Annotated in this window: 12 protein-coding genes; 5 read left to right on the forward strand and 7 right to left on the reverse strand. The window is 44.0% G+C overall.

From position 1 onward, the window contains the following. Window positions 1-127: 127 nt before the first annotated feature. The gene (locus JGK39_RS18820; RefSeq protein WP_293255627.1) at window positions 128-625 is read right to left on the reverse strand and encodes a pentapeptide repeat-containing protein; all 498 of its coding nucleotides are present in this window, start codon (window positions 623-625) and stop codon (window positions 128-130) included. Between the two features lie 109 nt (window positions 626-734). On the opposite strand from JGK39_RS18820, the gene JGK39_RS18825 reads away from it, so the two are divergent. Further along, window positions 735-1106 (forward strand): phage holin family protein, encoded by a 372-nt coding sequence (locus JGK39_RS18825; RefSeq protein WP_293255630.1) that lies wholly within the window; start codon window positions 735-737, stop codon window positions 1104-1106. A gap of 4 nt (window positions 1107-1110) precedes the next feature. On the opposite strand, the gene JGK39_RS18830 is transcribed toward JGK39_RS18825, so the two are convergent. Next, entirely contained in the window at window positions 1111-1872 is a 762-nt protein-coding gene (locus JGK39_RS18830) for a cobalamin biosynthesis protein (RefSeq protein ID WP_293255633.1), read from the reverse strand. Between the two features lie 117 nt (window positions 1873-1989). Here JGK39_RS18830 and JGK39_RS18835 point away from each other — a divergent pair, with 117 nt between their 5' ends. Next, window positions 1990-2355: a hypothetical protein gene (locus JGK39_RS18835; protein ID WP_293255636.1), complete on the forward strand. Its 366-nt coding sequence runs from the start codon at window positions 1990-1992 to the stop codon at window positions 2353-2355. 8 nt (window positions 2356-2363) lie between these two features. Here the strand turns inward: JGK39_RS18835 and JGK39_RS18840 are convergent, their stop codons facing one another. Further along, complete coding sequence (locus JGK39_RS18840) at window positions 2364-2885, reverse strand: GNAT family N-acetyltransferase (RefSeq protein ID WP_293255639.1); 522 nt, start codon at window positions 2883-2885, stop codon at window positions 2364-2366. Window positions 2886-3044: 159 nt separating this feature from the next. Beyond that, entirely contained in the window at window positions 3045-3659 is a 615-nt protein-coding gene (locus JGK39_RS18845; RefSeq protein ID WP_293255642.1) for a TetR/AcrR family transcriptional regulator, read from the reverse strand. A 487-nt stretch (window positions 3660-4146) separates the two neighbouring features. Between JGK39_RS18845 and JGK39_RS18850 the strand changes: the two genes are divergently transcribed. The 3 genes from JGK39_RS18850 (at window position 4147) to JGK39_RS18860 (ending at window position 8903) form a co-directional block, all read left to right on the forward strand. Continuing rightward, a complete protein-coding gene (locus JGK39_RS18850; RefSeq protein ID WP_293255645.1) occupies window positions 4147-5739 on the forward strand; it encodes a pitrilysin family protein in 1593 nt (530 codons plus the stop codon). Between the two features lie 315 nt (window positions 5740-6054). Continuing rightward, window positions 6055-7539, forward strand: coding sequence for a pitrilysin family protein (locus tag JGK39_RS18855; RefSeq protein WP_293297039.1), 1485 nt, complete (start codon window positions 6055-6057; stop codon window positions 7537-7539). 110 nt (window positions 7540-7649) lie between these two features. Then, entirely contained in the window at window positions 7650-8903 is a 1254-nt protein-coding gene (locus JGK39_RS18860) for an SAM-dependent methyltransferase (RefSeq protein WP_293255651.1), read from the forward strand. A 319-nt stretch (window positions 8904-9222) separates the two neighbouring features. Here the strand turns inward: JGK39_RS18860 and JGK39_RS18865 are convergent, their stop codons facing one another. The 3 genes from JGK39_RS18865 to JGK39_RS18875 form a co-directional block, all read right to left on the reverse strand. Further along, window positions 9223-10620: a hypothetical protein gene (locus tag JGK39_RS18865; RefSeq protein ID WP_293297036.1), complete on the reverse strand. Its 1398-nt coding sequence runs from the start codon at window positions 10618-10620 to the stop codon at window positions 9223-9225. A gap of 33 nt (window positions 10621-10653) precedes the next feature. Next, window positions 10654-11136 carry a hypothetical protein gene (locus JGK39_RS18870; protein WP_293297033.1) on the reverse strand — a complete coding sequence of 161 codons (483 nt, stop codon included), beginning with the start codon at window positions 11134-11136 and terminating at the stop codon, window positions 10654-10656. 317 nt (window positions 11137-11453) lie between these two features. Further along, a complete protein-coding gene (locus tag JGK39_RS18875) occupies window positions 11454-12218 on the reverse strand; it encodes a Uma2 family endonuclease (RefSeq protein ID WP_293297030.1) in 765 nt (254 codons plus the stop codon). Window positions 12219-12333: the final 115 nt, after the last annotated feature.

The following is a 12333-nucleotide window of genomic DNA, read 5'->3' on the forward strand; positions in this document are numbered from 1 at the left end:
GTTTTATTATCATAAAAATAGGTACGTAGTTGGGCTTCAGCCCTCTTTAATATATACGCCTAAAGAGGGCTAAAGCCCAACTACGTACCTTCTGTTCCACAAAATGAGATTATGAGATTAAAATAAATCAGCGGCATCCCAAAGAATCGCGAGTAGAAATGCCAGTCTGAGAATTAATCCCGCTGGCTTTGCTGCACAATTCTTTAACTTGTGCGCCATCCATAATTGCATCAGTAAAATCAGCACCAGTAATATCAGCTTCATCAAAAGTAGAACGCAACAAAATTGTTTCCACTAAAATTGCATCGCTTAAATCAGCCTTAGTAAATTTAATTTGATCTATCATGGCATTAGTTAAATTTGCACCGTGCAAATTCGCCTCAGTCATCACCGAAGCGCTCATAATTGCTCCCCGCAAATCGGCATTAGAAAAATTAGTTAAATCCATATTAGCGTTGGAAAACTCAGCAGCCCGCAGCGTTTGGCCGGAAAAATCGCGTCTGGTGAGTTCGGCGTTGCTAAAGGACAGCGGCGGTGGGTAATATTTAGATTGAGCTCGGGCTGCGCGCGGCAGGATGAAGATGGTTAGCGCCAAGAGGAATGCTGCTAGTTGCCGGAGTTTCATAAATCTGAGGTTCTCGCAAGGTGGGTATTTCGTAGTGTATCCCGAACTTTGGTCGATCGCCTAAACAGTTACAATCTAAATTAATAGTGATGGAGATGAAAAAAACGATATGCTAAGTTTTTTCTTAACTTGGATAGTAGCGGCCGTTTCGCTGGTGATTACCGCTAAGATTGTACCAGGTATTGCGGTGACGAGCTTTTCGGCGGCGATGGTGGCTGCTGTGGTTATCGGATTTGTGAATGCGGTTGTCAGACCGATTATTACATTGCTGACGCTGCCTTTGAGCATTCTGACTTTAGGTTTGTTTTTGTTTGTGGTGAATGCGATTTCGCTTTCCCTGGCTTCGTGGTTGGCGGGTGCTTTCAGTATCGGCTTTGCGGTTAACGGTTTTTGGCCTGCTTTGTTCGGTTCGATTGTGCTGTCGTTTGTTTCTGGGCTGATTGGTCGATTTGTGAATTTCGATCGCACTTTGACTGAATAAGATATTATCCTAGATAGTCGATCGGGCAAACTGCAACCGCTACTGTAACAGAGCCTAGCATTTTTTCCGATCGAAAGACTTTTTTCGGAACTAAGAGCGGATGTGAACCGCAGATAAACGCAAATAAACGCGGATGATTGATAGATATCTGCGTTTTTTGCTGTTGATGTGCGGTGACAATTTGGGCGATCGCACAAAGTGCACCGGCTTCTGCTACACTAGGAGTTCCAACTTCTTGCGCTACAATATTTGAAGAATTGGGGACTTCTACGGAACTTAAAACATCAGCCGCAAAGGTTTTTAACGGCCAGTTTCGGGCTTGACAAAGTTCCAGCAAGCCGATTTCGGATGCTTTAGTGTCTATTGTAGCAATACCTGCGATCGCACCTTCAGCTAAATGATAAGCGCGACAGACACTTTGAATCGCAGTTTCGATTAATTCTCGCGAAGTTCCAGCATTGCAACCTATCCCCACCCACAACACCCTCGGATGCCACTGAACCTTCGGCAAAGCAGATTCCGGCGCAAATCTTCTCTGAGTAAAACTAATCCAAATTCGCCCTTTAATAGGTGATAGATTTTCCCCCTCCCAATACAAAGAATGTTTTTCAGGCAAACTGTTTCGCCACAAAATAGAACCAACTTCTTGAATTACTTCTACAGTTTCTCCTCGCTTCATAGCTGCGCCTACTCCCGTCCAATCGCCTTCCCCCCGATTCCAACTGCTGGGAATATCTAGCCTATCTAACGTAAATTCATCGCTCATTATTCAATTATCTATTCCGTAGTTTCACTGAGACCGCAATCTTAATTGTTTTTTAAGACCATAAATAAAAAAAAATGTATAATTGTAGCACAAACTGCCAACAAGAAAACATTTAATATGGTAGAACTGAACCAGTTACTGTTAGAGTTTGAAAGCAACCTCACATGGGAAGCAGTGACGCAAGAATGGAAAGAACGTCGCGACAGTTGGGTGAGTGACGTGGAAGCAGCAGTTGAGCCGTCACAGTTAGCAGAATTTCTAGTTGAATTGGAATCAGACATCGAGTGGGAAGCGGTGCAAAATCAATGGAAACGGCGCCGGGAAAGTTGGGTAGAAGAATGCCAAGCAGCATCGACTCTTGAAGAAGTATCAAGTTTATTGCTGGAACTAGAAAGCAATACAACTTGGGAAGTAGTAACGGATGAATGGCAGGAAAATCGGGAGAATTGGGTACGGCAAATGTACGAGTTTAACGATGAGTAATAATTCCCTCAATCAAAATCTATTTTCATCGTGAATGATGTCCCGCCTGTGCGGTTGATTGTCTCGCTTCCCTCAATTACTTTAAATCCCGATCGCTCGTACAAACTCAGGGCCCGATTTGAGCTTCTGACACTCAGGGATACCGATGGATAAAATGCTTTGGCTGCTGGCAACAAACGAGCCAGCAATTGAGTTCCTACACCCTGATTTGTGTATTCTGGAAGAACTGCGATCGCCAATTCCGGGATAGTATCGTCAACCCAGCCAAATCCCTTGTCATCCCCTGCAAACAAACGCAGCCACGCCGCTCCTACTGGCTGGCTGCTGTTCAATTCAATTGCTGCGAAGCCCCTATCGCCTGCACGTCCCCAATCCTTGACATATTTCGCAATTAAAGGATGATTCACAACAGCTTGCACCGTTGATTCACCTTCTTCTGCCATGTGCGCCGCTTCGTACAGCATCTGCCACAAAAAAGGCTCGTCTTCCTGCGTTAGCTGCCGAATAGAATAGTCTAAAACTTTGGTCATAAGAAGAAGGAAGAAGGGAAACAGAAGAAGGAAGTAGGGTGTGCACGGCGCATCGGTTGACTTAGATGCCCACTCCCCCAGCGGTTCACTTTTTCGGTGCGCTCTCATAGGACTATATAATATCAGTCGGTGCGCGGTGCACACCCTACAAACTCATGACTAATCCTTAACCAAAACCCCATTCAGAAAAATATCGGCTAATCCTTCCGCCATTTCCTGCATTTCCTGGGGGGAAGCATTCGGCTCCATAATCGTATTTTGACTGAAACCGGCAACGGCAAACATTCCCAAAAATACCTGAGCGACAATCTTCGGATTCATCTTGCGATAAACTCCTTTTTCCATCGCCGTTTCAAAAAAAGCCTCAGCCACAGCGCTCATTTTTCCGATGACTTCTAACTGAATGCGATCGCGCAAATCCGGGTGAAACTGCGCTTCCAAAAAACACACCCGCATCATATCGCTATTTTCGCGGATATTTAGCATCCGCCTCCGCATCACTTGAGCCACTGCTTTGTAACTGCCCATCTCGCTCAATTCCGTCAGCAAATCTGTCAGTATTTCCACCCATCCTTCCGTCGCCACCTCAATCAAAATCGCTTTTTTATTATCAAAATGCCGAAATAGCGTACCCTCCGCCACTCCCGCCGCCGCGGCTAAATCCCGAGTTGTCGTACCGTCGTATCCGCTGCGGGCAAATAAACGCTGAGCTGCTTGTAAAATTCGCTTCTTGGTTTCTGTTTCTGAAGGAGGAGACTGATTAAAAATTCGCATGGCTTTGGAATCGGTAATTGGCGATTTAAGTAGAAGGAAGAAGAAAGAAGAAAGAAGGAAGAAGGAGGAAGACATACACAGCAAGCTTTTAAGCGAGCCGTATTTTACGTTTAATTAGGTTCATGCACTTGGAACTGCGGGTTTGGGGCGGGCGGGCAAAATAATGTTAAGTTTTAAGTAGTGCGCGACTTTAATCTTAAACTGGAAGTGGCGCAACAGATCGCTTATGCCCCCAAAAATCTTTATGCTTAAAAAGCATCTCTTGTTATTCGGCATAAACTTCTTGCCGTTTGACAATCCAAAATCCAAAATCTAAAATCTAAAATCGAATGACCCTTTTTGAGATTTGCTGTATCAGCCTAACATCTGGGGCGCAACAGATCGCTTATGCCTCAAAAAATCTTTATCCTTGAACAAGAATCTCTTGTATTCGGCACAAACCTCAGGTTTGACAATCTAAAATCCAAAATCTAAAATCTAAAATCGAATGATCCCGCAGTTCCAAAAACCCCGTGAGGCGAAGCTACCCCGTAGGGAATCGCCTCGCAAAACTCGATTCATCGCCTCCCTGCTCGCCGCTGTAGTGCTGTGGTGGGGAGTTTCCCCCGAAATCGCCCTCGCCCGCGAGAACCCCGCTAGCGGCTCGCAATTAGTGTCTGTGCAACCGTCGCTCGATCGCGTAATCAAGCAAGTCACCGAATTTAAGCTCGACAATGGCATGACATTCGTGGTGCTCGAAAGGCCCAGATCCCCCGTAGCATCGTTTCTAATTCACGCCGACGTGGGAGGGGCCAACGAACCAGAGGGCCAAACCGGAGTCGCCCACTATCTCGAACATTTAGCTTTTAAAGGCACGCCAAAAATCGGCACTACCGACTACAAAGCCGAAAAGCCGCTGCTAGAAAAACAAGATAAACTCTTCGAGCAAATGCAAGCAGCGAAGAAAAGCGGCAAAACTGAAGAAATCGCCAAATTAAAAGCAGAATTTGACAAGGTTGAAGCCGAATCTTTGCAATTTGTCAAGCGCAACGAATTCGGTAAAATCGTAGAACAAGCAGGCGGAGTAGGACTAAATGCCGCTACTTCTATCGACTCGACCATGTATTTTTACAGTCTCCCAGCTAACAAGTTAGAATTGTGGATGTCGCTGGAATCCGAGCGTTTTTTAGAACCTGTATTTCGGGAATTTTATAAGGAAAAACAGGTAATTTTAGAAGAACGGAGGCTGCGAACTGAGAATTCGGCGATCGGGCAAATGGTCGAAGTTTTTGCTGACAAAGCTTTCTCTGTTCATCCTTACCGCCGCCCCGTGATTGGCTACACTGAAGACATTCAGAACCTGACGCGCAGCCAGGTGCAGAATTTTTTCGATACTCACTACATCCCCAGCAAGCTGACTGTGGCGGTGGTAGGAGACGTGAAAGCTGCCGAGGTGAAGCGACTCGCTCAAATTTATTTCGGTCGCTACAAGGCGAAACCCGCGCCTCCTGAATTGCAAATTGTGGAGCCTCCGCAAACACAAACTAAGGAAGTGACGCTGAAGCTAAAAACTCAACCTTGGTATTTGGAAGGATACCACAGACCGGCGATGAATCATCCCGACAATGCGGTTTATGAAATCATTGGTTCTTTGCTCAGCAGCGGCCGCACTTCTCGGCTTTACAAATCCTTGGTAGAGCAGCAGCAATTGGCGCTAGCGGCTCAAGGTTTCAGCGGTTATCCGGGGGAAAAGTACCCGAATTTGATGTTGTTTTACGCTCAAACTGCTCCGGGTAAGACGGTTGATGAGGTGGCGGTGGCTTTGAGCAAGGAAATCGATCGCCTAAAAACCGATCCGGTGTCTGATGCAGAGTTGGAACGGGTGAAGACTCAAGCGAGGGCTGGTTTGTTGCGATCGCTCAATTCTAATATGGGCATGGCTTTTTCGCTGCTGGACTATCAAGTAAAAACTGGTTCGTGGAAAAATCTGTTTAAGCAATTGGATGCGATCGCTGCTGTTGCTCCCGCTGACATTCAGCGAGTAGCTAAGGCCACTTTCCGCCCGGAAAATCGCACGATTGGTAAGCTTTTGTCGCTGTAAGAAGAAGGAAGAAGGAAGAGGGAAGAAGTGTTAACTTAAGGTCAAACCCTCAGTCCGGCAGGGGTTTAAACCCCTGCCTCATAGCGAAAGTCCTCTAAAGAGGACTAATCAACTCATCAGTCCTCGACCGAGGACTTTAGCTATTAGACAGGGACTTCAGTCCCTGGCGGTTTTTCGGGCTTAAGTTAACACCAATGGGAAGAGGACAGAATAAAGAAAAAAGGGAGAAACACTCGTTTCCAGGCTCTGCCTGAAAACGCAGATCCCGAGGCTCTGCCTCGTTGAATTGTCAACACATGAAAATTAGGAGCAAGAATGAAAAAAACTAAATTGAGACTGAAAAAAGTGAAGTTATTTCTGCTGTCGCTTTGCTTTTTTACTGTTTCACTTGGCACGTTTAATTTATTGCCTTCCCTAGCCGCTGGGCCGAAGCACTATGATGAATTAACATTCCCGCCGGTGCCAGAAATTAAACTGCCTAAATACACTCGCTTTGAACTGAAAAATGGCATCCGCGTGTATTTAATGGAAGATAGAGAACTGCCGCTAATCGGGGGGACGGCGCTATTTCGCACGGGCGATCGTTTTGAACCTGCCGATAAAATTGGATTGGGAGGTTTGACGGGAGAAGTGATGCGAACTGGCGGCACGAGCCGGCATACGGCTGATGAGCTAAATCAGTTGCTAGAACAGCGAGCAGCTTCGGTAGAAACGGGGATTGATGGTGTTTCTGGGAGCGCTAATTTTAGTGCTTTAGCTGAGGATGTGGAACCCGTTTTTGACTTGTTTGCAGAAGTAATTCGGGAGCCTATTTTTGCTAAGGAAAAGTTGGATTTAGCTAAGAATCAAGAGCAAGGTGGAATTGCCCGCCGCAATGACGATCCTAACGATATTACGGGCCGCGAGTTTCAAAAGTTGATTTATGGCGATCGCAGTCCTTACGCGCGCACGGTAGAATACAAGACTCTCGCCAATATTTCCCGCGACGATTTGGTGGGTTTTTACCAGAAATATTTCCACCCCAAAAATATGATTTTGGGTATTTCTGGTGACTTTGATACTGCTAAAATGCGATCGCTCGTCGAGCAAAAATTCGGCAATTGGACACCGACTAAAAGCGCAGAAATGCCTGCACTACCAGCGGTAACGCCGGCCAATCAAGGCGGCGGCGTATTTTTGGTAAATCAGCCGCAATTGAGCCAAAGTTACGTGCAGATGGGGCATTTGGGCGGGATGTTGAACAGCCCAGATTACGGTGCTTTGGACGTGATGAATGGGGTTATGAACGGTTTTGGCGGGCGTTTGTTCAATAATGTGCGATCGCGCCAAGGCTTAGCCTACAGTGTTTACGCGGCTTGGAGTCCGAGATTTGACTATCCGGGGGTGTTTGTGGCTGGAGGCCAAACGCGATCGGACGCGACAGTACCGTTTATCAAGGCAATTCGCGCTGAGATCGATCGCATCCGCACCGAACCAATTACCGCCGAAGAATTAGCTTTTGCGAAAGATTCCACCCTCAATTCTTTCATCTTCAAATTTGAAAATCCCAGTCAAACATTGTCGCGACTAATGCGCTACGAATACTACGGTTATCCCGAAGATTTCATTTTTCGGTACCGCCGCAGCGTCGAAGCAGCCACAATTGCTGACGTGCAGCGTGTAGCCAAAACTTACTTGAAACCGGAGAATCTGGTAACATTAGTAGTCGGAAATACTGCGGCTATTCAACCACCGTTATCGAGTTTGGGAACTTCGGTAAAAGTGCAATCTGTTGATATCACAATTCCCTCGGCGACTTAATCAATAATTCGTGTGACGCATCAGACTATTGTGGTGCGTCACTGTGATATTTTGACTTTAATTTGTAAATTTTCTTTCTTCGACGCACGCTACCGCTACTAAATAATATAATGAATATCAACACGCAAGAGCAATTCGAGTTAATTCTAGGTTCTAGTATAGAAAATCAAGAATTTATCAGATTAACTTTAGGAAAATATCGAGGAAAAGAAGACGGCTTAACTAAAATTATTGTGAGAACCGTAAAATTAAAATCCAGCATAAAACTTTCTTTTACCTATAGCTACAAAACCAAAGAAATAGTAAAAAACCACCTAATCTCAGAAGGAATAGATTTAATAAAAACCCTAGCTGGAAGTGATTTTTTGAGTATTAGATTATTTTCGCTCACGCAAGATGTCCAACTTGAATATGGCAAAGCTCAGAATCCCAAACTTAAATTTATTAAGCCTACTTTCACCAATCCCGTCGATACGGCTCCCCAGGAACACGATCGCAAGAAAAAACGGTATATTGCATCCGAAAATAATATATATCTCACAGCGTTAGGTATTACCAACAGTCAAGGTAATATCGTAAAAACGATGGAAGATAAGTTTAGACAGATAAATAAGTTTGTAGAAATTATAAATGGCTTAATTGAATCATCAAGATTGGCAGCGAAGAGTCATATCTCTGTAGTTGACATGGGTTCAGGTAAAGGATACTTAACCTTCGCAATCTATGATTTTTTGAACAATATTTTAGACAAAGAAGCATCAGTTATTGGTATAGAAAGCAGAATCCATTTAGTGCAGTTTTGTAACTCTGTCGCCCAATCAGTTGACTTCAAAGATTTACATTTCAAACAAGGCAATATCAGTAACTATAGCGCCGAGAAATCAGACATAACCATCGCACTTCATGCGTGTGATACTGCAACAGATGATGCAATTTATAAAGGGATACAATCTGATTCTTCTTTGATTATCCTAGCACCATGCTGTCACAAGCAAGTTAGGAAACAAATTCATCCGAATACGGTGTTGAAGGATCTGCTGAAGTCTGGCATTTTGCTAGAGAGGCAATCGGAAATAGTGACTGATGGATTAAGAGCGCTTTTACTTGAATTGTCTGGCTACAAAACAAAGGTTTTTGAGTTTATAGCGGCTGAACATACGAGTAAGAATATAATGATTGTGGGAATCAAAAGCAATCAGAGTATCAACAAGGAGCAGATTATTGGACAAATCCAAGAAATCAAAAAGATTTATGGAATAAAGTTTCACTATTTAGAAACTTTACTGTTTCCTGATGTCTTTCTTTCCCCCGATCTAGCTACTATAATTAATACTGAGTCGGTAGGCGATCGCCCTATAACTTAGGGTTAGCTTTAATTCGCCGTAGGGGAGCATCTCAGTTTTGCATTTACAGTGTTCCGCTCAAAAAAGGTTCGTAGTACGGACTTCAGTCCGCTCTTTAAAAAATGCTTCTTGCAAAACAGAGATGCTCCCTCGCCGTAGTCCATATTTTCTGATTTTGTAATATGGGAACTTCTGTAAAAGTGCAATGTGTTGATATCACAATTGCGTCGGCGACTTAACGATGATTCGTGTGAGGCACCTAACTATTGTGTGGTGCGTCGCTGCTGAAAATGCGATCGAATTTGTAAATATGCGATGGCGACACACCTGACTATAATTTTTATTGAGCCGACATGGTAAGGTTGTAGTTAGTGTCTCTAGCTTGAAAGCGAATGACAACGACATAATCTCCAGTCTCTAACTTCTTTTGGATTACTCCAGACTTGGCCTTAGAAGCGGAACTCATAGTTATGTAACTTCTTATAACTCCTGCTTCGTCAGCTTTATTAAGAAAAATTTGTGTATCACTATTTACTCCCTCTAGACGTAAGCTAACATTAGTGGGATTAGCTAATTTAAAATGATAGTATTTTTCGGGATACTGGGAACTAATAGTTTGATTTGTATATTTTTTCTCAGTTTGGAGGTAGTCAACATTTTCAGCTAGATTTGTATTATTAAATAAACGTAAAAAATATTTAGTTCCGCGAGATTTCAACTTGACGAAAACGACGTAATCTCCAGTCTCTAACTTCTCTTGGATTACTCCAGACTTGGCATTAGAAGCTGTTTTCATCGTCATGTAGCTTGTGACAACTCCTGCTTGATTAGCTTTATAGAGAACAATTTGTGCCTCACTGCTTACTCCATCAAGATACAAGCTAATATCGCTGGTATTTGCTAATTTGAAGTGATACGTTTGCTCTGGTAAATTAGCACTTATGCTATGCTCAAATAATTTCGAGCCTTCTAATTCTCCTATTTTTTCTGGATTAGCTCTTGGACTTTCTGAAATAATACGATTAGTTGAACTGTCTGTATTTGCGTCAGGTTTTGAAGATGAATTGGAGGGAGCTAGCGGTACGTCTGGGACTTTTCCAGTGTCTTTTGTCAAAGACTCTTTTTCCATATACTCGGATCTGGTTCGATTTTTGTCAGTTTCTAGATTGATTGTAAAATTTTTAGTTTTGTAGCCAGATTTGCTCAGAGTAACTTGAATATCTCCTCGCTCTGGAATTTCTATAGAAGTATATCCATTATCATCCGTCATCTTTGTTGTTGGCGCTCCTTTAGATAAAAAGTAAACTTTAATATCTGATATTGCTTGTTTTGTCTCTATATCTATGACAGTCAGATCGACTTTTATCGGTGTGGTTAAATTTTCCGTAGAACTTATAGGTGGTTTAGGGGGGTTACTTGAAATTGTAACAGTGAAATATCCAAGTCCTAAGCCTCCTAGTAAAGCCAAAATACCAAGAGTAATATGTAAAGGATTTAGCTTCGGATCGGGATTATTTGGTGTAGGATTCATAAGGGTATAGCTCAAATTTTCTGATTTCTCGCTCGCGCTGATGCTCTTTTCATCAAAATTGGCATCGGGGTTATTACTACTTTCTTTAAGTCTCTTACTTTCCCTCTGGCATTCCTCAATTTTTATTCGTAGCTCAAACTTTTTTTCTGTGCTGCTAGTTACTGATAATTCATACTCGTACTCAGCTTGTTTACGTTGCCAATTCACAAGCGCTTGTTCTAGCCTTTCCTTCGACACAACTTATCTCCGAACTAAACGCTTGATTGTCTTCCAGGTTTTGTGCATAACCCCTTCTGTATCCATCTCCAGCTCGTAAGAGGCAAGGAGGGGAATCAGTGGCAAAGTTACTTTCAACTTAGCAGAAGCTGCTTTATCCCCTTCGTCCAACTTGGCTCGGATGTCTTGCAGTAGCCGAATCAGTTCGGGAGGATACTCAGCAGTTTGTGGAATGCGCTGCATAGATTCAACAGCCTGTTCTACTTTAGCTAGTTGAGTTTCTGCTTCTTCATTGGAGATGATAATGGTTTCGATCGGGTACAGTTCCCAATACTCAGCTTCGTAGCGGCGAATGTCGGGGAGAATCTCTCGCTTAATCTTGTGTTTTAGCTCAAACTTAGCCGGAATGCTAGCGCTAGTAGCCAGCTCCTTTTCAAACTCTCCCAGTTTTTCCTCGAGCAGTTCCAGAATCTCCTTAATATCTGCTAGTCTTTGGCGATCACTCATTATTCCTTCCTCGTTTTTTGAGTAGTTCGGACGGTTTCAATCGATGTTTTTCAACTTTCAGTTGAATTGCTAGCCCTATTATCCACAGCTTTAACTCCACCCCGCGCTGACTCAACGCTAAATTTTCTGTTCCACCCAAGTAATGAGCTAGAGCAGGTACTGGAAGTTTTTTTATCAATGTTAGCAAGTATTTTCAATTGTGTGTATGATATTGCGATTGTTTTACACAATATGCTTGCTGTATCCCACACTTGTTCAATATCTCTCAATTTCGATCGCCCGCCTGGAAACACTCGACTAACAGACATCCCGCCCTTTCACGTCAGCCGATCGGGATCGACACCCAACTCCCGCAACTTTGCCGCCAATAAATCCGCCCGCTGACGTTCCTGTTCTGCCCGCTGGCGTTCCTGTTGGGCCCGCAGACGTTCCTGTTCGGCTTGTTCCGAACTCCACAGCAGCAAATTTCCAGCTTCATCCCACCAGCGCAGCCAATTCATAGTTTGTCCCAAACGTTCCCCCCGCCAAATCCCCAGCCATAAATCTAACTCTGGAATCCGCACCCGTCCCTGTGCATCAGCAGTCTGGGTTACATAGCTCCCATTTTGCAGATACCGCACTTCCAACTTGGGATCGTAGGGGTCGTAAGTAACATAGGTAGGAACTTGCAGAATCTGTTCGTAGAAGTAGAGCTTACCGTAGGGAGGAGTCGATCGCACGGACAGTTCGCTGTAATCTTCATTAGACAAAAACTCCATCACCACCGATACCGGCGCACCCTCCAGATTCGGCGTGTAGCTGCGGCGAATGGTGCCCTCTGCGACTGGATGCACTTGCGGCACGTAAAACCAATCGGGTGCTTTAACTACAGTTTTCTGATTGATAGTCGCTACCAGTCCAAAATTGGAACCAATTAGGGCGAGTCCAATGCGTCCAGCAGCCCCCAGAGCATCGGTGAGAGAGGCAGCAAGGGGCGTTTGTTGAATATTTTCCACGGGATCGTCCGGTAATACAAAGTCTGCTGGTAGGGCTTCCCAGGTGACAGTTGGTGTTTTGGAACTTGATGGGATTTGAAGAACCATGAGCTTATACCATTTGAGATTTTAGATAGGAAAAGAAGAGGTTCGTAGTGAGGACTTTAGTCCTTCTTTTTGCGGACTCAAGTCCTCACTACAAACCAGATTTTAGATGGGAAAA

The sequence above is a fragment of the Microcoleus sp. PH2017_12_PCY_D_A genome (assembly GCF_020738565.1).
Lineage (GTDB): Bacteria > Cyanobacteriota > Cyanobacteriia > Cyanobacteriales > Microcoleaceae > Microcoleus.

Bases quoted from the DNA above. Each gene is read 5' to 3' on its own strand.
- JGK39_RS18870 (WP_293297033.1), bottom strand. From the start codon at position 11,136: ATGAGTGATCGCCAAAGACTAGCAGATATTAAGGAGATTCTGGAACTG.
- JGK39_RS18855 (WP_293297039.1), top strand. From the start codon at position 6,055: ATGAAAAAAACTAAATTGAGACTGAAAAAAGTGAAGTTATTTCTGCTG.
- JGK39_RS18820 (WP_293255627.1), bottom strand. From the start codon at position 625: ATGAAACTCCGGCAACTAGCAGCATTCCTCTTGGCGCTAACCATCTTC.
- JGK39_RS18840 (WP_293255639.1), bottom strand. From the start codon at position 2,885: ATGACCAAAGTTTTAGACTATTCTATTCGGCAGCTAACGCAGGAAGAC.
- JGK39_RS18875 (WP_293297030.1), bottom strand. From the start codon at position 12,218: ATGGTTCTTCAAATCCCATCAAGTTCCAAAACACCAACTGTCACCTGG.
- JGK39_RS18835 (WP_293255636.1), top strand. From the start codon at position 1,990: ATGGTAGAACTGAACCAGTTACTGTTAGAGTTTGAAAGCAACCTCACA.
- JGK39_RS18825 (WP_293255630.1), top strand. From the start codon at position 735: ATGCTAAGTTTTTTCTTAACTTGGATAGTAGCGGCCGTTTCGCTGGTG.
- JGK39_RS18830 (WP_293255633.1), bottom strand. From the start codon at position 1,872: ATGAGCGATGAATTTACGTTAGATAGGCTAGATATTCCCAGCAGTTGG.
- JGK39_RS18850 (WP_293255645.1), top strand. From the start codon at position 4,147: ATGATCCCGCAGTTCCAAAAACCCCGTGAGGCGAAGCTACCCCGTAGG.
- JGK39_RS18845 (WP_293255642.1), bottom strand. From the start codon at position 3,659: ATGCGAATTTTTAATCAGTCTCCTCCTTCAGAAACAGAAACCAAGAAG.
- JGK39_RS18860 (WP_293255651.1), top strand. From the start codon at position 7,650: ATGAATATCAACACGCAAGAGCAATTCGAGTTAATTCTAGGTTCTAGT.